Here is a 24882-nt window from a genome sequence, read left to right as displayed (position 1 = left end):
AACCAAAGGTTAGCAAACGCTAACCAAAGGAGGCTTATTTATGCAGCAAACACAAAGCCCACTGCTGCGGTTGTGGCAGCTGGGCAAGGATCATCACGGTGGCCTGATTGCCGCCATCTTCTGCGCGGTGGCGGGTGTCCTGCTGGGTCTGCTGCCGTATCTCTCGGCAGGGCGTATCCTGGTAGCGCTTCTCACCGGGCAGCGGGACTGGAACTTCTATCTTCTGTGGTGCATGGTGGCCCTTGGTGGCTATCTGGCCAAAACTCTGCTTTACAATCTGGCGCTCTCCCTCTCCCACAAGGCCACCTTCCAGATCCTGCGGGACATCCGGAAGATGGTTCTGTCCAAAATGCCCCGCTTACCCTTGGGAGACATTCTGGACACCTCCAGCGGACGGCTCAAACAGATCGTGGTAGATCAGGTGGAGAGTATGGAGACGACACTGGCCCACCTGCTGCCGGAGATGACCTCCAATCTGCTGGCGCCGGTATGCGTTCTCGTGTATCTGTTTACGCTGGACTGGCGCATGGCATTGCTGAGTCTGGTGTCCATTCCTGTGGGCATGGCTTTTATGATGGCCATCATGGGCAGCTATGGCAAGGACTATCAGGGTGCGGTGGAGACGACCCAGGCCATGAACGAGACCATTGTGGAGTACATCGGCGGCATTGAGGTCATCAAGGCTTTCAATCAGGGAAAGAACTCCTATGAGAAGTTCTCCTCCCGGGTACGAGCCAATGCTGCCTACTACTACAACTGGATGAAGAAATGCCAGTTTGGAATGGCGCTGGCCTATGCCATCGCTCCCACCACGCTTATTACGGTGCTGCCTGTGGGCTGGATCTTCTACACGGACGGCAGCTTGTCCGCAGAGGTATTTCTCACCACCATCATCCTGTCCATGAGCATTGTGGGACCTCTCATTGCCGCCATGGGCTTTGTGGATAATCTTGCCAAGGTGGGTACCATCGTAGGTTCGGTGGACGAGATCCTCCTGAAGCCGGAGCAGGATCACGGAACACAGCCGGCACAGCTGGGAAGACCGGATATCGCCTTGGATCATGTCTCCTTTGGGTATGCCCAGGACAAGGAGATCCTCCACAACATCTCCCTCACCATTCCGGCCGGCAGCCTCACCGCTTTGGTTGGTCCCTCCGGTTCGGGCAAGTCCACCATTGCCAAGCTCATCGCCGGTTTCTGGGATGTGACCGAGGGCCGCATTACCCTGGGCGGCGTGGAGGAAAGCCGTATCCCGCTGGAACAACTCTATGACCAGGTGGCCTTTGTTTCTCAGGACAATTACCTCTTTGACGATACCATCCGGGAAAATATCCGTATGGGCCGGGTAAATGCCACTGATCAAGAAGTGGAACAAGTCGCCAAAGCCGCCGGATGCGACGGTTTCATCCGCCAGTTGGAGCATGGCTATGACACCCGGGTGGGCGGCGGAGGCGCCCATCTCTCCGGAGGAGAGCGGCAGCGTATCGCCATCGCCCGGGCTATGCTGAAAAACGCCCCCGTGGTGATTCTGGACGAGGCCACCGCCTATATTGATCCGGAGAATGAAGCAGTGGTCCAGCGGGCAGTGGCAAAACTGGTGGAGGGTAAGACGGTCATCGTCATTGCCCACCGCCTGTCCACCATCACCGGCGCTGATCAGATCGTGGTGGTGAAGGATGGAAGCATCGAGGCGCAGGGCAGGCATGAAGACCTGCTGCGCCATTGTCCGTTGTACGCCGATCTGTGGCAGGCTCACATGGGCGCAAAGGAGGGAGAAACGGTATGATCGAGACATTCAGAGGTATCTGGCGGTTTGCCGGTGAGGAACAGCGCAACATCCGGCGCTCGGTGATCGCCTGCTTTTTCAATGCGGTATTCCATATGTTTGAGATTGCCGCCATCTACTACACCATCCTGGCTCTGCTGGATGGAAAAACCGGCCCTGCCACGGCGTGGCAGGCGTTGGGTCTGTTGGCAGTCAGTATTCTGGGCAGCGCCGTGACCAGATATTTCTCCCAGCTTGAGCAGACCCACGCCGGGTACTTCATGGCGGCAAATAAGCGCGTGGCCATCGGGCAGCGGATGAAATCCGTCCCCATGGGCTACTTCAACGACAACAGCCTGGGAGAGCTCACCGGGGTCTGCACCACTGTACTGGACAATGTGGAGACTGTGGCCCCCATGGTGTTGGTGACCATGCTGGGCGGGATGCTCAACGCTCTGGTCTTTACGGTGATGATCCTGATTTTTGACTGGCGGATCGGTCTCATTGTGGTGGCGGCCACAGCAGTTTATTTGTTCATCACCTCGGCCATGGAGCAAAAATCCGCCGCCCTCGCCCCGCACCGTCAGAAGTCCGAGGCCAAGTTGGTGGAGGCGGTGCTGGAGTATGTGCAGGGCATGAGCGTGGTGAAGTCCTTCAACCTCACCGGACGGGGTGACCGCACCTTGCAGGAAGCACTGGAATACAACTGCCGCAGCAACCTGAACATCGAAAAGATGTTCACCCCTTATATTATGGCGCAGGGGATCGCGCTCCAGCTGGGAAGCGTGGCCATGATGCTTGCGGCGGTATGGTTCTATCTCTCCGGAACGATGATTCTGGCCAACGCTCTGATGGTGGTCATCATGTCCTTCCTGGTCTTTGCTCAGATCTCCTCGGCGGGCAGCGGCATGTCCCTGCTGCGTATCGTCAGCAGCTGCATGGCCCATGCCGATGAGACGGACGCCATGCCCCAGCTGGCAGAGACCGGTCGGGCCGGCACGCCCAGGGATCACGGCATTACCTTCGACCATGTTTCGTTCTCTTATGACCAGCGGCCTATCCTGCGGGATGTATCCTTCTCCATCCCGGACAGAACCACCACCGCCATCGTGGGTCCCAGCGGCTCCGGGAAAACCACGCTGTGCAATCTCATCGCCCGGTTCTGGGATGTGGAGAGCGGCGCCGTCCTGGTGGGCGGTCAGAATGTGAAGGACTATACCCTGGAGGGCCTGATGGATCAGATCTCCATGGTATTCCAGAAGGTCTATCTCTTTGCCGACACGGTGGAAAACAACATCAAGTTTGGATGCCCGGGCGCCACCCACGAGGAGGTGGTGGCCGCGGCGAAGAAAGCCTGTTGCCACGACTTCATTCTCACCCTGCCCCAAGGCTACGACACCGTCATCGGCGAGGGTGGCTCCAGCCTTTCCGGCGGCGAGAAGCAGCGCATCTCCATCGCACGGGCTATCCTGAAAGACGCTCCCATCGTGATTCTGGATGAAGCCACCGCCAATGTAGACCCGGAGAATGAGGACCGGCTGCAAAAGGCCATTGAAGCCCTGACTCGGAACAAGACCATTCTGATGATCGCGCACCGGCTGAAGACGGTCCGCAATGCGGATCAGATCCTGGTGCTGGACGATGGACAGATCGTTCAGCGGGGCACCCACAGCCAGCTCATGGCCCAGGAGGGCCTGTATCAAGCGTTCGTATCCGGTCGTAAAGAGTCCGGCCAGTGGAAGCTCTGAGCGGGGAAACGCCCAAATCATCAGGAAAAAAGGAGTGCCGTCACCGGGTACATTCCGGCGGCGGCACTCCTGTTGTGTCCGGGAGATTGCGCTTGAGAGGGTAATTGATACTTCAAAGCGAAAATGACTTGACCGGTTAGCGATTACTAACTATAATCAAACATAGAGTACCGTTCCTTTTGAGGAGGGCCTATGGAGAAGTACAAAATCGAGAAGGACTCCGTGCAGGAGACGCTCATCATCCCGCTGTATGGCCGGCGGCTCTGCTCGCGGCGGTTTCCCGGACTGTATCAGGATACGACGGCGGCCATGCTGATGGAGAAGGTGGACTACGACTTCTCCCCTTTGGAGCGGCAGGCAAACGGCCTGATGCAGACCTTCGGTGCGCTGGAGGTAGCCATGCGCCAGAATGACCTTGCCTGGGAGGTGCAGGACTATCTGAATGCCCATCCCAGAGCCGCTGTCATCAATCTGGGCTGCGGTCTGGACAACACCGGGCGGGCCTGCGACAACGGCCGGTGCAGCATCTGGAACATCGATCTGCCGGATGTGATCGAGCTGCGGGATCGCCTGCTTCCCGCCGGGGAGCGGGAGAAAAACCTGGCCTTTGATCTGAAAGACCCGCGCTGGATGGATGCCGTCCGCACTGATCCTGAGGATGGAGCGGTGCTGTTTGCCGCCGGGGTCTTCTACTACTTCACGACGGAAGATGTCAAATCTCTGACCACAGGCATCGCAAAACGCTTCCCAAGAGGGCGGCTTGTCTTTGACGCGGCCGGGAAAACGGCTGTCCGGCTGATGCTGAAAACCTGGGTGAAGCAGGCGGGCATCCGGGATGTGGGTGCCTATTTTTCCGTCAAGGACGCCAAGGGGGAGCTGGAGCCCTGGTCGCCGCTTTTTTCTGTTTCCAGCCGGGGCTATATGCTGGGCTATCAATCGCTTCATGATCCGGCGGTTCGGCCCGTCCACCGGCTGCTGGCGAAGCTGGCCGACGGACCGATGCACCTGCAGATCGTCCGGATCGACTTTGCAGAATGATGATACCTAACCGACTTTTTCCACCCGGAATACGAGCAAATGATCGTGATAGGAGATGTGTATGAACTGGACGCGCACCGTTTTGGACGGGTTTGCTATGGCGGCCTACTTTAACCTGTTTGCCGGACTGGTGGCGCTGTATAAACCCCGGCTGATGTTCCCTTGTTATCCGCCTGCCATCATCAAGGCGGCAAAAGATCCGCCCACCAGTGCGGAAAACCGCTTTTACTGGCTTTGGATCTGTTTTGGGGAGCTGCTGCCCCTTCTGCTTTATGGCGCGGTCAGTACCATGGAGGGTGGGACAACAGGGTTCTGGCCTCTGGCCCTGACCGGGTATATCCAGTGGATGATGGTCAATTTCTGCGACCTGTTCTTTCTGGATTTCTGGCTGATTCAGAGGAAGGCGAAAAGCCGGTTTATCATTCCGGGGACCGAAGGGCACCCCGGCTACGGGTTCAACGCGTGGATGAAAGACTACGCTCTGCCGGAGCACCTGCTCCAGTGGCCGTTTTTGATGTGCCCCATCCTGGCGGCGGCCCAGGCAGGGCTGGGGCTGCTCATCGATATATTTTGGTGAATGGTAAGAAAACAAGATGTGCCGCATGAGTGTTCCTTTTCAAATCGTCAGTCCGGCAGTCAAGATGATGGGGTACAAAAATTGTTTCCCATACCCCCAGAGGGGCCGCTGGAGGAAGGGAAAAAAGATGAATGAAGAGTGCGGCTTTCAGCGGCATTCGATGGAATGATTCCGAAGATATCAGTGAAAAAGCGCTCCAATGTGGGGCCCGCACTGTTTGGTACCAGTTCTGCCCTCATGATGACGCTGGATGTGGCGCTGGGTGCTTGCGTGAGTGAAGGTGAAAAAATGGGACAAGAAGAGCGGATTCAAAACGCCTACCGGGGATTGGGAGGCAAACGGACATTTTATGATGGCATGATCACCTGTTCCACCCTGTCAGGCCGGGCGGTGTGCAGTCTGGTATGGGAAATGGGCCGTGCGGAAACCCAGGACTACCTTTGCGCCGCCCTTTCCGGAATACCGGAGGGGTTTTCCGGAAGACTGCTGGAAGTCCCCGTGGGTACCGGGATACTGACCATGCCCCTCTATCGGGAAATGCCGGAGGCGGAGATCACCTGCCTGGATTACTCGCCGGAGATGCTGGAGCGGGCAAAATCCCGGGGCGAGGGACTTGCCCATGTGCGCTTTCAGCAGGGGGATGTGGGGGCGCTGCCCTTTGGGAACAGCAGCTTCGACATCGTGCTCTCGCTCAATGGCTTTCATGCGTTTCCGGACAAGGAGGCCGCCTGGCGGGAGATCTTTCGTGTACTGCGGCCCGGCGGAGTTTTCTGCGGCTGCTTCTATGTGCGGGGACAAAACCGCCGCACGGACTGGCTAATCCGCAGGCTGTATGTGCCAAAGGGCTGGTTCACCCCGCCCTTTGAGACGGCGGAGAGCCTGCGGCATCGTCTGGAGGAAACATTCGGGCCTGCAAAGGTCCGCACCGTTCAGAGCATTGCCTCCTTTGTCTGTCGGAAGACGAAGGAGGAACGCCCATAAACGAGTTGCACACAAATATTGAACAACAGGAGGAAAATCAAATGCAGCAAAAGCGTAACAAACAAGCGGAAATCCGACTCGGCAGTCACGGCGAAAACTACGGAAGCTGGATGTCCAATCCCGTGTTCTACATGATTGGCGGCATCACGGCTCTGGCCGTGGTTCTGGCCGTACTCTCCTTTTTTGTGTTTCACATCACGGTTCTCGGCGTTCTGTTCTCTGTTGCTACGGCGGCGCTGGCAGCCCTGCTGGTCTGGATCACATGGATCAGGCGCCAGTATGCCTTTGGCGGCGGCGGGATCATGGAACAGGTTCACCGGGTCGTTCTCTCTCACCTGGACTATGACGGCCAGGGCAGTCTCCTGGAAGTCGGCTGCGGCTCCGGGGCATTGTCGATCCGTGCGGCCCTGACCTGGCCGGAGGCAAGGGCCACCGGCGTGGACTACTGGGGCGCCGTGTACAATTACAGCAAGGCCCTCTGTGAGAAAAACGCCGCCAGCGAGGGCGTGGCCTCCCGGTGTGTGTTCCGGCATGGCGACGCCAATCATCTGGATTTCCCCGATGAGAGTTTTGACGCGGTCATCAGCAACTATGTCTACCACAATATCATGGGAGCCGATATGCACAAGCTGCTGCTGGAGAGCCTGCGGGTGCTGAAAAAAGGCGGCGTCTTCGCTCTGAACGATGATATGAAGCCCAAGCTGTACGGCGATATGGATGCCTTTGCCCAAAAACTACGGGAGATGGGCTATCAGGATGTCCGGCTCATTGATACCGCGGAAGAAGCCTTCGGCTCCCACCGCCGGGCTGCCATGATGATGCTGGGCTCTTCCCGGCTGCTTGTGGGCAGAAAGTAATTCGTCCAAATAGGAGGGTTGACCATGTCCAAGTTGGGTGTTGTAGAGGACACGCTGTTTGTCCCCATGCTGGGCAGGATCTATGCCAGCGAGTACTGCCCGCAGATCCTGTACGATCCAAAGGCGCTGGAACTGAAAAAGAAACTGCCTTCCAGCCTGCCGGAGCAGGACGGACAGAGCCAGTATACTCTGCTGGCCTCCGCCGCCCGGTCCGCCAATATGGATCGGTACATCCGGGCGTTTCTGGAGCACAGGCCAGACGGCGTGATCGTCCAGCTGGGCTGCGGTCTGGAGACGGCCTATTATCGCTGCGACAATGGAAGGTCGCGCTGGTATGCCGTGGATCTGCCCCATGTGGTGGAGTACCGGCGGGAGTTGCTGCCGGAGCCGGAGCGGGAGACCTATCTGGCCGGAGACGCCTTTGCCGGGGACTGGATCAGGCAAATCCGCGCCGATGTGCCGGATGCTCCTATTCTGGTCACCGCCGGCGGCCTGTTCCACTATTTTGAGGAAAATAAGGTTGTGGAACTTTTGCGGATGCTCACGGGGGTTGGAGAGATCGAAATCGTCTTTGATACCGTGAGCAAAAGCGGTATGGCCATGATGCGGAAAAAGTACATGAAGCAGGTGGGCCACGGGGATGCGCAGATGTTTTTCTATGTGGATTCGGCGTCGGAGTTGGCCGGAAAAATCGGCAGTGGGGTCAGGGTGCTGGCTGAGGAGCCTTATTACCGCCATATCACCCGAACCGGATTGAAGCTGTCCACCAAGGTCAGCATGGCAGTTTCGGACCGATTCTGTATGGTGAAGATGGTACATCTCTGTCACAACGCTAAATTCCATGACTAAACGGGATAAAGCCGTCCAATCGGAGCGGAAAGAACAGCGATGTGCCGCTATACTCAGTAAGAAGGGGCGCGCTGAGCGCCTTTTCTCAGAAATAACGGTTAGCATAATCTAACCGCATTAAAGGAGAGCGGTACATCATGAATACGCAGAAAAAAGGGATGACGGGAAAGGACATCATTACGGTGGGAATTTTCTCTGCCATCTACTTTGTCATTAACTTTGCTTTTATGCTTCTCAGCGGTCTGCATCCTCTGCTTTGGATCTTGATGCCTGGCCTGATCGCCATATTTGCGGGTATCCCATTCCTGATGATGTGCGCCAAGGTGCCAAAGACCGGTGCGGTGATTCTGATGGGCTTTATTACGGCCTTGATCTATTTTGTTACTGGGCAGTTCACGGTGGTGATCCTTATCGCTTTTGCAGTGAGCTGCGCTCTGGCGGAGTTTATCAGAGTTCGGAGTCATTACCGGTCTTTCCGTGGCAACGCTTTGGCATACGTATTTTTCTCGCTGGGGATGATCGGCTCCCCGCTGCCTATCTGGATCATGCGGGACAGCTTTCTGGCGCAGATCAGCCAGCAGGGAATGCCGGAAGCCTATGTCTCCACCTTGGCGGCATTGACTTCTCCGGGCATGATCGTGGTTCTGGTGGGGGCGCCTATCGTGGGAGCTATTCTGGGTATCCTGCTGGCCAGGGGAATGTTCCGCAAGCACTTTGAGAAGGCGGGGATTCTGTAACATGGAGGAGGCACGGCGCTGTTTGGTGTTCGACCCCAGGGTGGGTCTTGCTCTGCTGGTCTTCGCCAATCTGGCGGCCTTCAGTGAGCAGCCTTTTTGGATGGAAATGACATGGATCGGTTTTCTCCTGCTCCTGATGTCGCTCCATCGCTGCTTTACCATGGCGGGGAAAAGCCTCTTGATCTTTGGGGGAATCCTGTGCCTGCAATACTGGATTCTGCCGGCCGCGCCGGGATGGGCTGCTACCAGCTTTTCCATTTTCGCTAACTATGCCCGCCGGATGCTGCCCTGCCTGATGATCGGCTTTCTGATGCTTCGCCGGACGCCTATGCCCTATCTGGTGGCTGGAATGCGGAAGATCCACTTCCCTCAGCGGCTGATCGTGGCCGTCTCGGTGACGCTGCGGTACTTTCCCGCCATTCGGGAAGAGACAGGCTATATCCGGGATGCGATGCGGTTGCGGGGCATCCGGGGATTGGCAAAACTGGAGGGGATCATGGTTCCCCTGATGGTCTCCGCCACCGGCACCGCGGAGGAGCTGTCCGCGGCGGCAGTGACACGAGGGATCGAGGACCCGGCGCCTAAGACCAGTTTGGTGGAGCTGCGGGCCTCGCCGGTGGACGGCGCCGCGTTCCTTGTGGGCGTGGGGTTGACCGCTGCCCTCCTGGCGGTCAAATTGGGGGTGTTTCCATGGTAAAGCTGCAGGATGTATCCTTTTCCTATACAAAAGATGCGGGCACCCTCACCCATGTGGATCTGACCATCAAACCGGGCGAGTGTGTCCTGCTCTGCGGCGCTTCCGGCTGCGGAAAAACCACCATCACCAAGCTGGTCAACGGCCTGATCCCGGCATTTACAGAGGACTGCACGCTGACCGGACAGGTTCTGCTCCACGGCGCGCCGGTGCGGGAACAGCCTCTTTACCAACTGGCCCGGCAGGTGGGGTCTGTTTTCCAGAACCCCAAAAGTCAGTTTTTCAATCTGGATTCCGACAGCGAGCTGGCTTTTGGCCTGGAAAACCAGGGTGTGGCCCGGGGCGAGATCCTCCGTCGGCTGGATGATACCACCGACCGCCTGCATCTGAAGCGGTTGAGGGGGCGGAACATCTTTGCCATGTCGGGCGGGGAAAAGCAGCTGCTGGCCTTTGCCTCGGTCTATGCCATGAGGCCGGAACTCTATATTCTGGATGAACCTACGGCTAATTTGGATCGGGATACCATTGACCGGCTCCATGATCAAATCGCATACCTGAAACGTCAGGGGCACACCATTCTCATTGCGGAGCATCGGCTATACTTTCTGGCGGACCTCATAGATCGGGCCGTTTATCTGCGGGATGGGATTGTGGAGCGAAGTTGGAGCGGAGCAGAGTTCCGGCGGCTGGCTGAGACAGAACGGATCGCTCTGGGTCTTCGCACGCTCACGCCTACTCAGGTGACTCTACCGGCCGCCCGCGCTGCGGGGGAACAGAATGGATTGTCTGTGGAGGGCCTGTACTGCCGGTACAAGCGGGAGCCGCCGGTATTTCAAAACCTTTCCTTCTCCGCCCGCCCGGGGGAGGTGCTTGCCATCACAGGCGACAACGGCGTTGGAAAGAGTACTCTTTCCCGCTGCCTGTGCGGCCTGATGCCGGAGAGTGCCGGAACGATCCGACTCAATGGCCGCGTCCTTGGTCCGAAGCAGCGGCAGCGGATCGCCTACTGCGTCATGCAGGATGTGAACCATCAGCTCTTTTCCGACAGTGTGTGGGGAGAGTGTCGGCTGGCTGCGGAAGGGCCCTCCGACCAGCGCATTCAGGAGGTATTGGACCGACTCCATTTGCTTGCGTTCCGGGAAAAGCACCCTATGGCCCTCTCCGGCGGGCAGAAGCAGCGTTTGGCGGTGGCTACCGCCATGCTGTCCCAAAAGCCGCTGCTGGTATTCGACGAGCCCACCAGTGGTCTGGACTATGCAAGAATGCAGGAAGTGGCTCGCTGCGCACGGGAACTGGCGGACGAGGGGCGGGTGGTTCTGGTGGTAACCCATGACCGCGAATTTCTCCAGTGTGCCTGTGATCGAGTCCTGGAACTTTGAGAAAGGAGCTGAGCCGCAGTGGCATTGTTACAGGACAGCCAGCCGGATCTGCGCCTCTTGGCCAAGAGCGGTGGGTGCAGCGTTTATCAGCTGCGAAATGAGAGCGGCGAGGGAACCATGACCGTCTACGAGGTGTTCCCCGGTACTACCATCCTGTATAACGATTTCCACATGGCCTATTGCGACTCCTCTTTTGAGACCCGGCAGGATCTCCTCTGCATCGACTATTGCCGGGAGGGCCGGATGGAATACGCTGTGGGCGACGACGCGTTCTCCTATGTGGAGGCAGGTGACCTGAAAGTGGATCGCCGCCTGAAGCACAAAGGATACTTTTCTCTCCCGTTGTCCCACTATCATGGCATCTCCATGTGCTTTGACCTGTCCATGGCACCCGTGGAACTGGCTCGTCTGGCGGGAGACTATCCTTTGGATCTGGCCGCCATTCAGCGGAAATTCTGCCCGGATGCCCGGCCGCAGGTCATTCACGGAGCACCCTCGGTGGATCACATTTTTCAGGAGTTGTGTGCCGTACCGGAGCGGATCAAAATGCCCTACTTCCGGGTAAAGATTCTGGAGCTGCTGCTGTATCTCGACGCCCTGGAATTGGGAAGCGGAACGGAAAAACCGTATTTTTACCGTTCCCAGGTAGAAACGGTAAAGGCCATCCGCTCCTATCTAGTGGAGCATCTGGAGCAGCATATCACATTGGAGGCTCTGTCCAGACAGTACCAGATACCTTTGACCACCATGAAGGCCTGCTTCAAAAGTGTATATGGCAGTCCGGTGAACACCTATATGCGGGCACTGCGGATGGATCGGGCGGCTCTGCTGCTTCGAAAAGAACCGGAGACCAGTGTCACAGAGATCGCCGGGGCGGTGGGCTATGACAGCGCAAGCAAATTTGCCGCGGCTTTCCGGGCGGTGAAGGGACAAACTCCGTTGGAATATCGACGGGGAGGCGGGAACCCCGTTCTCTCTTTTCCTGACGAAACGGAGTGATGCCGGCCGGGCGGAGCGGCAAGCATGGGCAAGAACCGATACAATAGGGCATGGTGAGAGACATCTCACCATGCCAATTTTTTTTGAGAGGAGTGGTTTTGTGAAACAACGCAGCTGGCTGGCCATCCTGCTCTCTTTTGCCGGTCCCTGCCGGGGAAAGCTGGTCTTGTCTGTCTTGTGTGCTGTTATCAGCGTAGCAGGGGGCTTTGTGCCGTATCTGGGGGTCTATGAGATCCTTCGCCTGTTTATCCATCAGTCGGCCTCCGGCATGGAGCTTCTCCGATGGGCTGGAGTGTGTCTTGCGGGATATGCGGTCAAGGTAGCTTTTTACGCCTTTTCAACCATGCTGGCCCATGTGTCCGCCTACACCATTCTGGAGGGCCTGCGCCGTCAAGTGGCCCAAAAACTGATGCACGCTCCCTTGGGGAGTGTGTTGTCAAAGCCCATCGGTTCCCTCAAGAGTACCATTGTGGATCGGATCGAGGACATTGAGCCGCCGCTGGCCCACATGATACCGGAATTGAGTTCCAATGTGCTGCTGCCCATCGTGGTGGTGATTGCCCTCTTTGCCATGGATTGGCGGATGGGCCTTGCCTCCCTTGCCACGATTCCGGCCGCGCTGATCCCCATGGCGGCGGGCCTGCGGACTTACAACGAAAAATATGCCGCCTATATGTCGGCCAATGCTCAGGTCAACAGCATTATTGTCGAGTATGTGGAGGGCATCGAGGTGGTAAAGGCCTTCAACCAGAGCGGCGCCTCCTATGAGAAATTCGTCCGGGCGGTGACCAGCTTCCGTGACTTCACACTGGATTGGTTTCGCTGCACCTGGAAATCCATGAACCTGTGCCTGTCCATCCTGCCTACCACGCTGCTGGCTACCCTGCCGGTTGGGATCGCCCTGTATCAGACCGGCGTCCTGGACCCGGCCCGGCTGGCTCTGTGCCTGATGCTGGTGCTGGGTATCGTGTCCCCGCTGGTGCAGGCTGCAGCCTTTCTCAATTCCATGAAGAGCATGGAATTTGCCGTCCGGGACACTCGGCATCTGCTGGATCTGGAGGAGCTGCCCGAGGCGTCCGAGCCCGCCCGCCTCTCCGGCAGCGGTATCACTTTGCGGGATGTGTCCTTCTCGTATAGCGGGAAAGAAGAGGACACTGTGCTGCGTCACATTGATCTGGAACTTCCCGCCGGTACCTTCACCGCTCTGGTGGGTCCCTCCGGCGGCGGCAAATCTACGGCAGCCCGGCTTATCGCCCGGTTCTGGGATGTGACGGATGGCCACATTGCCATAGGCGGTGTGGATATTCGGAATCTCACACTGAAGCAGCTGGCGGATCAGGTCAGTTTCGTGACACAGGACAATTTCCTCTTTGACTGCTCTCTGAAAGAAAACATTCGATTGGGGAAGCCGGACGCCACGGAGGAGGAAGTTTGGGCGGCTGCCCGGGCCGCTCAGTGTGAGGAGTTTTTAGGACGGCTGGAGCATGGATGGGATACCCCAGCGGGTGAAGCGGGCAAGCAGCTCTCCGGTGGGGAGCGGCAGCGGATCGCCATCGCCCGCGCGATTCTGAAGGACGCCCCCATTGTCATTCTGGACGAGGCCACCGCCTTTACCGATCCGGAGAATGAGGACAAGATCCAGCGTTCCCTGATGGCGCTCTCCCAGGGGAAAACGCTGCTGGTTATTGCCCACCGGCTGAGCACGATTCAGAACGCCGACCAGATCGTGGTGCTGGAGAAAGGCCGTATTGTGGACAAAGGCACACAGCCGGAGCTGCTCAGCCGATGCCCGCTATATCAAAAGCTATGGCAGGCCCATGTGGGTGCCCAGAATTGGGCAGTTGGAAAGGAGGCTTGACGATGTTTCAGAGTATGAATCGGATTCTGCGTTGGACAAAGGGGTACCACAGACGGCTGTATCTCGGAAGCCTCTGTTCGTTTCTTGCCACCTGGGCCGCCGCCGGGCCGGTGATGCTGGCGGCCTGGGCCCTTGGGCTGGTCATCGAGAGTGCCCAGGAGGGGACGGCGCTGGACGCCAAGCTCCCCTGGCTGTGCCTGGGCGGGATCATCCTGCTGATCGTTCTGCGCTTCGTGTGTGCTTACTGGAAAAACCGGCTCCAGGAGAGTATCGGAACAGAGCGAGCGGCGCAGCAGCGACTGGAACTGGGTGACCTGCTCAAACGGGTTTCCCTGGGGTATTTCTCCAAGAATAACCTGGGCGACATTCTGGCTGCTCTGACCACGGAGCTGAGCACCCTGGAGCTGCAGAGCATGAAGATGGTAGATGCGGTCATCAACGGCTATCTGCAGGTTCTGGTCATCGTTTTGTGCATGGCTTTCTTCTGCCCAGAGGCGGCGCTGGTGGCAGTAGTGGGCGTGCTGCTGTCCGCCTTTGCCCTCCGCGGCATCGGGCGGCAGAGTGCCCGCACCGCCCCGGTGGGACACCGGGCCCAGGAGGCGTTGTCCGGGGCGGCCATTGAATACATCCACGGCCTGTCCGTGGTCAAATCCTTCGGACAGGAGGGGGTGTCCTCCCAGCGGTTTTTTGAGGCGTGCCGGGCCAATAAGGACATCCGGATCAAAAACGAGTTTGGATTTGTGCCCTGGAACTGTCTGCACCTCATTTCCCTGAAGGCTGCGGCTGTTGGCCTGGTGCTTACCGCCGGCTGGCAGACCATGAACGGAACCCTGGAGCTGCCGGTGCTCCTGATGGCTGCCATGTTCTCCTTCACGATCTTCGGCAGTGTGGAGTCCATCAACGACGCCGCCCATATCCTTTCTGTCACGGACTCGGTGCTGGACCGTCTGGAAGAACTGGAGGGAACGGAACTGCCGGATCAGGATGGGAAAGACATCTCTTTGGAGCATTACGACATCTGCTTCGACCATGTCTCCTTCGGTTACGGAACACGGGAGGTGATCCACGATGTTTCCTTCCAGCTGCCGCAAAACAGCGCCACCGCCATTGTAGGGCCGTCCGGCAGCGGGAAGAGCACCCTCTGCGCACTGCTGGCCCGGTTTTATGATGTGGATCAGGGACGCATCATCGTGGGCGGCTATGACATCCGGAAGATGACCTGCGACAGCCTTTTGCGCAACATTGCTATGGTATTTCAGAATGTGTATCTGTTCCACGACACCATCCGCAATAACATCCGTTTTGGCCGTCCGGATGCTGCCGAGGAGGATGTAATCGCCGCAGCCAAAGCGGCCCGCTGCCATGACTTCATCATGGCGCTGCCCCAAGGGTACGACACCATGGTGGGAGAAGGCGGCTCCAACCTTTCCGGCGGAGAAAAACAGCGCATTTCCATTGCCCGGTGCCTGCTGAAGGACGCCCCCATCATCATTCTCGATGAGGCCACCGCCAGCGTGGACCCGGAGAATGAGCATGAGATCCAGGCGGCGCTCTCTGCTCTGGTGCGGGGGAAGACCATCATCACCATCGCCCACCGTCTGGCTACAATCCAAAACGCAGACCGGATTTTAGTGGTGGAGGATGGTCGCATTGCTCAGCAGGGCACCCATCAGGAGCTGATGAGCCAAGAGGGAACTTACCGGAACTTTATCGAGATCCGACAGCGGGCTGAGGGCTGGCGGATATAAAATAAGTATGTGGGGAGGCAGATCTGCCTCCCCACATACTGTTTTGGGATGATTCTTTGGATTTTGGCTTTGTATCACTTTCGCTTTGCCATTTTCCTGTACTCCAGCGGGAGCAAGCCGGTGCTTCTTCGAAACAGTTCCGCAAACCGGCTGGATGTAGAATATCCTATCGTTTGAGCAATCTGACCAATTTGCAGATCGGTATGAGCCAGCAGATATTCTGCCTGACTCATGCGGCGCTGCTGTATATACTCTGTGATCGTGCAGCCATAGACCTTCTTGAAGCTGCTTTTGAGTTTTGTCGTACCCATGCAGGCGATTTGTGCCAGACGTTCTATGGGTACTTCACCAGCATAATGATCACTCAAATAGGCCGCTACGGTTTGAATCCGTTCCAAATCCTGAGAAGCCAGTTTGTGATCTGAAACTGAACGCTTTTTTTGATATTCAACCACAAGAGAGAGCGCCTCGGCTACCTTGCTCTCATAATAGAGTTTGGCTGCAATTCCGGTTCCACGGTAGCTCTGTAGTTCTGATAGAAGCCGGTACATTTCCGGGAACTCTGTTGTTTGGTCGATTTCCCGAAAAGCCTCGATGGGATTCAGATATTCTTCCGGATACTGTTTTTTCAGATAATCCTCATAATATGCGGGGGTGATCTCGATGCCGATGGATCGAACCGGTATATTTTTGTGGACGATTACTTGATATGGCTTGTATCCGCCCACATAGGTTTTGATGCATCCGGCTGACAACCGGCGATACGGCGACAACTCTTCACCGGAGATAGAATCGTAACGGGTAATACTGAGACATTCCGGGAGATCAAATTCCAGCATAAAATCCTTATTGAAAGAGAAGTTGTGTATCTTGATGTCGAATAGATCCCTTTGTCCGTAGGTCCAATAGGAACCTTCGCCAACTTCCGGAGATAGCTTCCAGCAAAGCCCCAGAGGACCATACTGATCATTATCTGGTTCCGGTACAAAACCGTGCTTTTTCAGTAATGGCGCATAGTATTGCTCGATGATACCGGTCATTACAATAGATACGCCTCCCTTGTTTTGCAATGATTAGACGAATTTTTGAAATGATAGGACGAACCTCGCTCCAAACGATTGAAAGTAGGTTGTGCATGGTGTAATTATATATAACGGTTAGTCATATCTAACCAAAGGATAGCATACCTATCCCATAAAGTCAACGCATTACAAAATAGGAGGATCAACATGAGCAACCAAATCAATCCCGCAAAAAAGAGTCTCACTATCAAAGATCTTGTGACAACCGGCATTTTCAGCGCAATTTTCTTGGTGTTTACCATGATTGGCGGTATTTTCTTTGCACCAAACCCAGTTTTGACATTCTATATGCCGATGGGTGCAGCATTGCTGTGCGGCCCTGTATATCTTCTGATGATCGCCAAGGTGCAGAAGCGGTGGAGCGTCACCATTCTTGGTATCATTATGGGGATCATCTGGTTCGTTACCGGAATGCACTGGGCTTTTTCTTTAGGCTATATCGGAATGGGAATTATCGCCGATCTGGTAGCTGGCGCGGGAGATTACCGCAATAAGGCGGTCAATCTGCTGTCCTATATGCTGATGTCGCTGGGCGGCGTTTACACCTATGTGGTGTTTTTTATTGATCCGCAAGGCTGGGCCAGCACGATGCTGGAAAACGGCACGGAACAGTCCTATATTGACACAATGAGCGCATCTGCGCCTTCCTGGCTGTTGGCTGTCATCATGATCGGAACGCTGGCGATTGCTGCGTTCAGTGGTTGGATTGGTGGGAAGCTGCTGAAAAAGCAGTTTGAAAAGGCTGGGATCACCGCATGATTGGCGGAGCGTTATTCAGGCGTGGACTGTGGCTGGACCCCAGAACGAAGATATTATTGCTCCTGTTGTGTATCCTTTCTGCCATGATGGCTCCATCCTTATTCTACGAACTGGGCCTTGTGGTGCTGATCGGGCTACTCGGCATTTGCTTCGGAAAGTGGAAGTATGCCTGGAAGGGAGTACTGTTCTATGCGCTGATCGTTCTGCTCACCACCTGGATCATGGATACCATGACCGGAACTTGGCGCACCATGTTTATCGCTTTTTTGGGGTTGTTCCATAAGGTCTACCCCTGCGGGATGCTGTCCGGCATTGTCATTTCCACTACAAAGGTCAGCGAATTCCTCTCGGCGATGAATCGCATCCATGCACCGCAAAAGCTGGTAATCCCCTTGGCGGTCATGCTGCGTTATATCTCTACCATTCAGGAGGATTGGCGGTTTATCAAGGACGCAATGCGGATGCGGGACGTCTCGCCCTCGCTTAAGGGGTTCCTGACACATCCCGGAATAACGGTGGAGTGTATCTATGTTCCGTTGATGATGGCGGCATCCAAAGCGGCGGATGAACTGTCCATCGCTTCTATCACCCGCGGCATTGAAAACCCAAAGCCTCGAACTTGTCTGGTGCAGATCCATATCGGGTTGATGGATATTGCGGCAGTCTTTTGCTTTGCAGGCGCACTGGCTGAAAGGGGATGCTGGGATGATCGAGTTAAAGCATGTATCATTTACTTATCAAGGACAAACAGGAGACGGGCTGCATGACATCAACCTGACCATAGAGGACGGAGAATGTGTTCTGTTCTGTGGTCGGAGCGGCTGCGGAAAGACCACCATCACGAGGCTTGTAAACGGCTTGATCCCACAATTTTACGCAGGAGAGCTGGCGGGCAGCGTACTGGTGGATGGTCAGGAAGTCCGTGATTTTCCTATGCACCAGATTGCCGCAAGGGTTGGATCGGTGTTTCAAAACCCAAGGACACAGTTTTTTAATGTGGATACAGACAGCGAGATCGCTTTTGGTATTGAAAATCAAGCACTTCCAGTTTGCCAGCTGAGAGAACGCGTGGATCGGACATCGGTAGAACTTCACATTGAAAATCTCCGTAATCGCAACATTTTCGAGTTGTCCGGTGGAGAAAAGCAAAAGATAGCGTTTGCCTCGGTCTATGCGATGAATCCTCAAATATATCTTTTGGATGAACCGTCCTCTAATTTGGATATGCGTTCCATTCAAGAATTGGGAGAACATCTCAGGCTGATCAAATCACAGGGAAAAACCATATTGATTGCAGAACATAGGTTATACTATTTGATGGATCTGGTGGACCGGATTGTGTATTTGGAACACGGGAAAATCATGCAGGTCTTTACGCCGGAAGCATTTCGACAGCTTTCGGAGGATACCCGGGAACAAATGGGCCTTCGAGCGATCGATTTGCATCGTGTTCTCCCACCGCGGAATCATTCCCTTGCGCCTGTTTCAGATCCTATCTTGGAACTTAACAATGTAGCCCTTCACTATAAGAAGAGGACCATTTTGCACGACATCAGCCTTACAGCAGCAAAGGGAGAGGTAATTGGCGTCGTTGGCCACAATGGGGCCGGAAAAACGACCTTTTCCCGTGCTTTGTGCGGGCTTCACAAGGCCTGTGATGGTCAATTCTTTTGGAACGGTCTTTCCTTGGATCACAAAGATCGCCTGCAGCATTCCTATATGGTCATGCAGGATGTGAACTACGAGCTTTTTGCGGATAGTGTGGAGTCAGAATGTACATTCGGTATCCGCAATCCGAAACAGACGCTCGTTGACGCAACACTGGAAGAGTTGGCCCTGGCCCCATTCAGAGACCGCCACCCCAATACCCTGTCCGGAGGTCAAAAGCAGCGGGTGGCGGTAGCGGTCAGCATGATTTGTGAGAAAGACCTGCTGGTGTTTGACGAACCGACCAGCGGGCTGGATTTTGATAGCATGACACAGGTTGCGGGTCTGATCCGGCGGCTGTCTGATATGGGAAAAGTCATCTTTATTGTCACACATGATTTTGAATTTGTCAGTCGTACCTGTTCCCGCATCCTCCACTTTGATGAAGGAGAAATGCCTGACGATGTGCCTGTTACCATGGACACTCTCCCTACATTGAGAGAATTGTTCTCCATTTCAGAAAGCAGGCCGGAAGGACAGAACACAGGAAAAGCCGATTCTGTTCTGCCGATTGCTGACGATTGAAAAAGCCGCATGGTGGAATGTTCCCCATGCGGCCTCTTGGGTTCTATTAGTGAAGTTCCCTGGCGAGGTATTCCTCCAATACCTTGGAATACTGCTCTCCCAGAACGGCGGGATATTGGCAGTGAACATAGCCTTCCCGGATTGTAAAGGAAGCAGACGGATAGTGCTTTGAGACAACCCTGCGCGCGGTCTTGGCGCTGATGTCCTCACTGCCATACTCAAAAAACAGGTGAGCTTCCAACTCCTTTGGATAGTTGGGAAAGGTGCAGTCCGAACAGGCGGCAGCGATGGCTTGCAAAGTTTCCGGACGAATTTGTTCAAAGGTGTGCCCCATGATAAGGCCGAGCGTCTCCCCATAGATTTTCGTCATCCGCTGTGCAGACAAACCGGGATGTTGCTGTGCTTTCCGATGTTTTGACAGAAACATACGGGTCGCCATCATCCGTAGAAAAGCAGCATTGGAATGGAGGGGGCACCCCTCTAAGACTGCGGTGTGAACTTTGAATGTGGGCATGGCAATCAACTGCATCGCCACCACGGCACCGATGGATGCACCAAACACTAACTTCAGATCAATCCATCCCTGCGTTGTCAGCCAGCCGGCCAGCGTTGCTGCCTCTTGTTGGGCGCTTTGAAAGATCCCAGTATCTGTTCCATGGCCTGTCAGATCCGGCGCGATCACACAATGACTGTTCCGCAGTTCGCCCAGCAGAGGCAGCATACTTTTCCCGTCCAGAAGCATGGGGTGCAGAACAACGATTTTGGGATTAGATGGATCTCCAAAATACTGTATTTTCATAAAGAATCTTTCCTTTCCATATCGTTTACCTCCGTGAAGGAACTCCAGCATGCTCTGCGGTATTCCGCAGGGGAGCGTCCGGTGTTTCGCCGGAAGATCTCCGCGAAACGGCTGGGATTCTGATACCCAACAATGGCCGCCACCTGGCTCACCGGCAGGTCGGTTTCCCGCAGTAGCCGCCCAGCCTGCTCCGTGCGCTGCCCCTGAATGTACTGGGTAATCGTGCAGCCATATCGGACATGGAAGGCATCCTTCAGCTTGGAAATACTCATGCAGCCAATACGGCTGAGACGTTCCAGCGGCAGTTCATCCGCACAGTGGGCCGTGATGAAGGCTGCCACATCGGCCAGCCGTACCATATCCTCCGCACTGACAGAACGGCGGTTCTTGCGCTTCAGGTGCCGCTCTGCCACCAGCGCCACCGCCTCCGCCACCTTCCCATCATAAAACAAACGGGCGGGAAGCCCCTCCCCCGGTAGTCGCGCACCTGTTTCAAGAGCTGCACCATTTCCGGGAAGTGTTCTGTCTGATCCAGCGTTTGAAAAGACTCCAGCAGGCTTTGATACTCCTGGGGAAACTGGCGGCGCAGATAATCCCGGTAGTAAGCCGGGGTGATCTCCACGCCAATGGAAACGATGGGGATCTGCCTGTGGATGAGTGCCCGGTATGGTTCCCGACCTCCGATAAAACTTTTGACACAGCCTGGAACAAGACGGCGACAGGGGGAGAACTCCTCACCGGAAATGGATTCATACCAGGTGACACTGAGACTCTCCGGCCAATGGAACTCCAGCAGCTGATCCTCATGGAAAAAGAAATCATGGATCTTGATGGTATAGAGATCCTGCTGCCCGTAGGTCCAGAAAAAACCGCCGCCCTGCTGGGAGGTGTGCCGCCAGCACAGCCCCATGGAGCCGTAACGCCGGTTCTCCGGATCTGGAAGAAACCCGTGTTCCTCCATCGCCCGGCCATATTGCTGCTCCAAGTCTTTGTTTGCCGCCATAACCTGTCACCACCTCGATCAGCCACATCTCCACCCCAATCAGCCGGAACCGCGTCCAAAGCCTTGCGATACCGCTGTTTTGCCGGTAGGATGGATGCTGGTTAGTATCTGCTAACTAAAATATCACTTCCCGGCGCTCTCGTCAAGCCGGGGGAAGGAGGAACAGACGATGAAAGAAAAACGGCCATCACCGGTGATGCGGCTGCTGCAGTGGGCCGGGCCGGAGCGGAAATGGCTGATCCTGTCCGTTTTGTGTGCCTTTGGCAGCGGTATTCTGGTCATCACATCGTATATCGGCATTTACCGGCTGATGGATGCGGTGCTCTCCGGCGCCTGTACCAAAGCAGTTATCGCCGACTGCGCTTTACTGGTCACGGCGGGTACCGTGGGAAGGCTGGTGCTGCTGGGTACTTCGGGTGTGCTGTCTCACAAGGGAGCCTATGGGGCACTGTTTCGAGTGCGGTGCATGGTAACGGAGCATCTTGCCAAAGTGTCTCTTGGAGCCTTGGACGAGCGGAGCACAGGAGCGGTCAAGACCGTTCTCAATGAGGACATCGAGAAGTTGGAACTGTTTCTGGCCCACAACCTGCCGGAATTTGTGGCCTATCTCACAGGACCGGTTGTGATTTTCCTGTATCTGCTCTCCGTCAATGCCCCTCTGGCCCTGGTTTCCCTGATCCCGCTGCCCCTGGCCGGCATTGTGATGGCGGTCATCTTCCAAAGAATGAAGGGGGTCTTGTCCGATGTCAACCGCTCCCTGGTAGGCTTTAATTCCGTGATGATTGAGTACATCTCTGGTATGCGGCTGATCAAAGCGTATAACATGGGTAGCCGCTCCTTCCAGAAGTTTTCCCATGCCATTGAGGAGGAGAACCGGATCTGGAACCTGGTCACACACAAGACGGCTCCGCCCTATGCCGCCTTTCTGCTGCTGGTGGAGTGCGGAATGGTGCTGATGGTTCCAGTAGGCGGCCTGCTTTTCCTCCGGGGAAGCGTTACCGGCAGCGTATTTCTGCTTTTTGCCTATGTAGGCGGGATGTATCTCACCGAGATCCTGCCCCTGCAAAAACTGGCCACCACCTTTGCTCAGGCGCTTTCCGGCGTGAAAAAGGTGGAGGAGATCCTGGATCTGCCCACCTTTTCCGGCGGCGCGGCCTTTCCGGAGACCTGTGGCATTACTTTGGATCATGTCTCCTTTTCCTACGATGGAAAGACCGATGTGCTCATGGATTGCTCCCTCACTGTGGCGCAGGGGGAAAAGGTTGCGCTGGTGGGGGTGTCCGGTGCAGGCAAAAGCACCGTGATCCAGCTGATGGCCCGCTCTTACGATGCGACCCAGGGAACGGTCCGCATCGGCGGCAGAGATGTGCGGGAGTTGGACTACGAAGACCTGCTGGACCATATCTCCCTGGTGTTCCAAAAGACCTTTCTGACCCGAGGCAGCGTGCTGGAAAACATCCGCATGAACTCGGGAGCAACACTGGAGCAGGTGCGCGAGGCTGCCAGGCTGGCGCAGATCGATGATTTCATCCAATCGCTGCCCCAGGGCTATGAAACCAAGGTGGGTACTTTCGGCTCCCGTTTCTCCGGTGGGGAGCGGCAGCGGATTGCCATCGCCCGGGCCATTTTGAAAAACGCCCCCATTCTGATCCTGGATGAAGCCACCTCAGCGGCTGATCCGGAAAACCAGGTGGAGATCGACCGGGCCATTGAAAACCTGTGCCGGGGCAAGACAGTTGTGATCGTGGCCCACCGGCTGGGCGCCATCAAGCTGTGCGACAAGGTGGCAGTAGTGGAGAACAACACCATTACCTGCTGTGGTACCCATGAAGAGGTGCTGGAGAAAAATGAATACTACCGCAGGGCTTGGGCGGATTACCGGGCTGCCCGTGCCATTGCCTATTCCGTGGAAGGGGGTGTGCAGCATGCGTGAGGCGAATGTGTTCCGTAAAAATCGGGCCTTCTATTCCGGTGTGATCCTCACGGTAGTGGAAGGGCTGCTGTCCGGGTGCAGCTACTTGTCCATTTATATGGTTCTGTCCGGGCTGTCTGAGGATAACCTGAGTTCGCAGCGGCTCGGGCTGCTGACTGCATTTCTTGCGGGCATCTTCCTGATTCGACTGGTCATTTACGCCGCCGGTTACACGCAGGTTCAGCTGGGCGGAGCTGCTGTTTCCAAAGGTCTGCGGCTTCGGATGGGTGACAAACTCAAACAGATCCCTCTTTCCCGCTTCACCCAGGGACAGGTGGGAGAGTATGTGAATACCATGACCAGCGATGTGGGCAGCTACGAGAAGATCCTGACCCACTCCAGCGGCAACATCACCAAAAACGCGGTGCTAGCCGCCATGCTGGTAGGCTTTGTATGCAAAGTGTATCTGCCGGCGGGGTTGATTCTTTTCTTGGTCGTAGCGGGATTGATCCCAAATCTGTGGCTCTCCTTCCGCGTTGTGGCCAAATACGGCGTGGCCAAGCATGAGGTCAGCGCCGAGACGGTCAGCAGCATCGTGGAGTACATCGACGGCATCCAGACCTTCCGTGCCTATCATATGGGTGGTGTCCAGAATCAGGCCACTACCGAGGCGATGCGGAGGTTCAGCCGGGTGTGTTATCTGTACGAGGCAAAGGGCATCCCTATTGGCTTCGGGTATAACATTCTCAGCTGGTGCAGTGTACCGGCCATCATGGCACTGGCAGCCGGTCCCTGGGCAGCCGGTACGCTGAGCAATGTGGATTATCTCATGGTCTCCATGCTGCCCATTCTGCTGACCAAGCTCACTACTGCCATTTCCATCGATCTCTTTGAATGGAAGCACCTGATGGTCTCCAAGAACAATATCCTCCAGGTGATGGCAGAACCGGAGGAGAGAGGTTCCATGGCGCCCTTCCATCCTGCTGAGCAGAGCATCACCTTCCGCTCGGTCTCCTTCTCCTATGTGCCGGGAGAGCCGGTGCTGAAGAAGCTGTCCTTTACGGCACCGGCAGGAAAGCTCACCGCCATTGTAGGAGACTCCGGCTGCGGCAAATCCACCATTCTCAATCTGATCGCCAATTACTACGAACCGCAGAGCGGCGAGATTTCCATCGGAGGGCAGTCCATTGAGACCGTGGCGGCAGAACGGGTGCTGGAGCAGATCTCCATGGTGGATCAGCAGGTGTTCCTCTTTGACGATACAGTTCGGGAGAATATCCGCCATGCCCGCCCCTCGGCCACAGACCGTGAGGTGGAGGCCGCCTGCCGTGCGGCTGGATGTGACGGCTTTATACAGAAGCTGGAGCATGGCTATGACACCCCTATTGGGGAAAACGGAAACTTTCTCTCCGGCGGGGAGCGTCAGCGTCTGTCTATCGCCCGGGCTATTTTGAAAAACAGCCCCATCCTGCTGCTGGATGAGGCCACTGCCTCTCTGGACATTGAAAATGAGCTGGCGGTCAAGCGGGCGATCCTGGGGCTTTTGTCAGAGTGGAAGACAGTAATCATGATCGCGCATACCCTGTCTATCGTCCGAAACGCGGATCAGATCCTGGTGGTGGCGGACGGGAACATTGCGGAGTCCGGCACTCATGAGGAGCTCCTGGCCAGAGGCGGAAAATATGCCGCTATGTGGGCAGCTGAGCAAAGACTGTCCAATTAAGTGGAGATGCTTCCCCGGCACTGCCAACGATTCTTTCTCCTTCTATCCCAATAAAGAAATCAACCGGAGTGCAAATTGCTACCCAGTTGATTTCCTTGCCAGAATGTTCATGGCTGCAGACAGAGAAGCGGCCGCCGATAGA

The 24882-nt window shown here is 56.0% G+C and carries 22 protein-coding genes; 18 read left to right on the top strand and 4 right to left on the bottom strand.

All coding sequences use genetic code 11. From position 1 onward, the window contains the following. The first annotated feature begins 40 nt into the window (after positions 1-40). The 13 genes from WGC32_RS13025 to WGC32_RS12965 all read left to right on the top strand — a co-directional run bounded on the left by WGC32_RS13025 (position 41) and on the right by WGC32_RS12965 (position 15230). On the top strand, positions 41-1786 hold the full coding sequence (locus WGC32_RS13025; RefSeq protein WP_006572685.1) for an ABC transporter ATP-binding protein: 1746 nt from the start codon (positions 41-43) through the stop codon (positions 1784-1786). Next, positions 1783-3513 carry an ABC transporter ATP-binding protein gene (locus tag WGC32_RS13020; protein ID WP_342682494.1) on the top strand — a complete coding sequence of 577 codons (1731 nt, stop codon included), beginning with the start codon at positions 1783-1785 and terminating at the stop codon, positions 3511-3513. Before WGC32_RS13025 ends, WGC32_RS13020 begins: the two co-directional genes overlap by 4 nt. Positions 3514-3705: 192 nt before the next feature. Then, on the top strand, positions 3706-4551 hold the full coding sequence (locus WGC32_RS13015) for a class I SAM-dependent methyltransferase (RefSeq protein ID WP_342682492.1): 846 nt from the start codon (positions 3706-3708) through the stop codon (positions 4549-4551). A 61-nt stretch (positions 4552-4612) separates the two neighbouring features. Further along, on the top strand, positions 4613-5128 hold the full coding sequence (locus WGC32_RS13010; RefSeq protein ID WP_342682490.1) for a hypothetical protein: 516 nt from the start codon (positions 4613-4615) through the stop codon (positions 5126-5128). Positions 5129-5293: 165 nt separating this feature from the next. Beyond that, positions 5294-6109: a class I SAM-dependent methyltransferase gene (locus WGC32_RS13005; RefSeq protein ID WP_342682488.1), complete on the top strand. Its 816-nt coding sequence runs from the start codon at positions 5294-5296 to the stop codon at positions 6107-6109. Positions 6110-6150: 41 nt separating this feature from the next. Next, positions 6151-6966: a class I SAM-dependent methyltransferase gene (locus WGC32_RS13000; protein ID WP_342682486.1), complete on the top strand. Its 816-nt coding sequence runs from the start codon at positions 6151-6153 to the stop codon at positions 6964-6966. A gap of 24 nt (positions 6967-6990) precedes the next feature. Then, entirely contained in the window at positions 6991-7815 is an 825-nt protein-coding gene (locus WGC32_RS12995) for a class I SAM-dependent methyltransferase (RefSeq protein WP_342682485.1), read from the top strand. A gap of 137 nt (positions 7816-7952) precedes the next feature. Next, the gene (locus tag WGC32_RS12990; RefSeq protein ID WP_342682484.1) at positions 7953-8552 is read left to right on the top strand and encodes an MptD family putative ECF transporter S component; all 600 of its coding nucleotides are present in this window, start codon (positions 7953-7955) and stop codon (positions 8550-8552) included. A gap of 1 nt (position 8553) precedes the next feature. Further along, positions 8554-9249 (top strand): energy-coupling factor transporter transmembrane component T, encoded by a 696-nt coding sequence (locus WGC32_RS12985; RefSeq protein ID WP_342682482.1) that lies wholly within the window; start codon positions 8554-8556, stop codon positions 9247-9249. Beyond that, positions 9243-10625 carry an ABC transporter ATP-binding protein gene (locus tag WGC32_RS12980; RefSeq protein WP_342682480.1) on the top strand — a complete coding sequence of 461 codons (1383 nt, stop codon included), beginning with the start codon at positions 9243-9245 and terminating at the stop codon, positions 10623-10625. Before WGC32_RS12985 ends, WGC32_RS12980 begins: the two co-directional genes overlap by 7 nt. An 18-nt stretch (positions 10626-10643) precedes the next feature. After that, on the top strand, positions 10644-11624 hold the full coding sequence (locus WGC32_RS12975; protein WP_342682478.1) for an AraC family transcriptional regulator: 981 nt from the start codon (positions 10644-10646) through the stop codon (positions 11622-11624). Between the two features lie 100 nt (positions 11625-11724). After that, positions 11725-13482 (top strand): ABC transporter ATP-binding protein, encoded by a 1758-nt coding sequence (locus WGC32_RS12970; protein ID WP_342682476.1) that lies wholly within the window; start codon positions 11725-11727, stop codon positions 13480-13482. A 2-nt stretch (positions 13483-13484) separates the two neighbouring features. Beyond that, complete coding sequence (locus WGC32_RS12965) at positions 13485-15230, top strand: ABC transporter ATP-binding protein (protein ID WP_342682474.1); 1746 nt, start codon at positions 13485-13487, stop codon at positions 15228-15230. Positions 15231-15304: 74 nt separating this feature from the next. Here WGC32_RS12965 and WGC32_RS12960 read toward each other — a convergent pair whose 3' ends face one another. Beyond that, positions 15305-16270 carry a helix-turn-helix transcriptional regulator gene (locus tag WGC32_RS12960; RefSeq protein ID WP_342682473.1) on the bottom strand — a complete coding sequence of 322 codons (966 nt, stop codon included), beginning with the start codon at positions 16268-16270 and terminating at the stop codon, positions 15305-15307. A 189-nt stretch (positions 16271-16459) separates the two neighbouring features. Here WGC32_RS12960 and WGC32_RS12955 point away from each other — a divergent pair, with 189 nt between their 5' ends. From WGC32_RS12955 to WGC32_RS12945, 3 genes are read left to right on the top strand one after another with little or no spacing between them, the layout of a single operon-like run. After that, entirely contained in the window at positions 16460-17071 is a 612-nt protein-coding gene (locus tag WGC32_RS12955; protein WP_342682472.1) for an MptD family putative ECF transporter S component, read from the top strand. Further along, positions 17068-17838, top strand: coding sequence for an energy-coupling factor transporter transmembrane component T (locus tag WGC32_RS12950; protein WP_342682470.1), 771 nt, complete (start codon positions 17068-17070; stop codon positions 17836-17838). The genes WGC32_RS12955 and WGC32_RS12950 overlap by 4 nt, the downstream gene beginning before the upstream one ends. Next, positions 17777-19303 (top strand): ABC transporter ATP-binding protein, encoded by a 1527-nt coding sequence (locus WGC32_RS12945; protein WP_342682468.1) that lies wholly within the window; start codon positions 17777-17779, stop codon positions 19301-19303. The genes WGC32_RS12950 and WGC32_RS12945 overlap by 62 nt, the downstream gene beginning before the upstream one ends. 46 nt (positions 19304-19349) lie before the next feature. Here WGC32_RS12945 and WGC32_RS12940 read toward each other — a convergent pair whose 3' ends face one another. Genes WGC32_RS12940 through WGC32_RS12930 form a run of 3 tightly spaced genes read right to left on the bottom strand, consistent with a single transcriptional unit; the run spans position 19350 to position 21105 of the window. After that, positions 19350-20102 carry an alpha/beta fold hydrolase gene (locus WGC32_RS12940; protein ID WP_087294367.1) on the bottom strand — a complete coding sequence of 251 codons (753 nt, stop codon included), beginning with the start codon at positions 20100-20102 and terminating at the stop codon, positions 19350-19352. Further along, a complete protein-coding gene (locus WGC32_RS12935; RefSeq protein WP_342682465.1) occupies positions 20099-20554 on the bottom strand; it encodes an AraC family transcriptional regulator in 456 nt (151 codons plus the stop codon). Before WGC32_RS12935 ends, WGC32_RS12940 begins: the two co-directional genes overlap by 4 nt. Next, the gene (locus WGC32_RS12930) at positions 20497-21105 is read right to left on the bottom strand and encodes a hypothetical protein (protein ID WP_342682463.1); all 609 of its coding nucleotides are present in this window, start codon (positions 21103-21105) and stop codon (positions 20497-20499) included. The genes WGC32_RS12935 and WGC32_RS12930 overlap by 58 nt, the downstream gene beginning before the upstream one ends. Positions 21106-21274: 169 nt before the next feature. On the opposite strand from WGC32_RS12930, the gene WGC32_RS12925 reads away from it, so the two are divergent. Together WGC32_RS12925 and WGC32_RS12920 are read left to right on the top strand one after the other, a co-directional pair. Then, the gene (locus WGC32_RS12925; protein ID WP_342682461.1) at positions 21275-23038 is read left to right on the top strand and encodes an ABC transporter ATP-binding protein; all 1764 of its coding nucleotides are present in this window, start codon (positions 21275-21277) and stop codon (positions 23036-23038) included. Further along, positions 23031-24740, top strand: coding sequence for an ABC transporter ATP-binding protein (locus WGC32_RS12920; RefSeq protein ID WP_342682459.1), 1710 nt, complete (start codon positions 23031-23033; stop codon positions 24738-24740). The genes WGC32_RS12925 and WGC32_RS12920 overlap by 8 nt, the downstream gene beginning before the upstream one ends. Positions 24741-24882 lie beyond the last annotated feature (142 nt).

This window comes from Zongyangia acetica (assembly GCF_038739695.1).
GTDB lineage: Bacteria > Bacillota > Clostridia > Oscillospirales > Ruminococcaceae > Zongyangia > Zongyangia gallinarum.
Note: the sequence above shows the minus strand (reverse complement) of the source record. Positions and strands in the feature narration are given on the sequence as shown.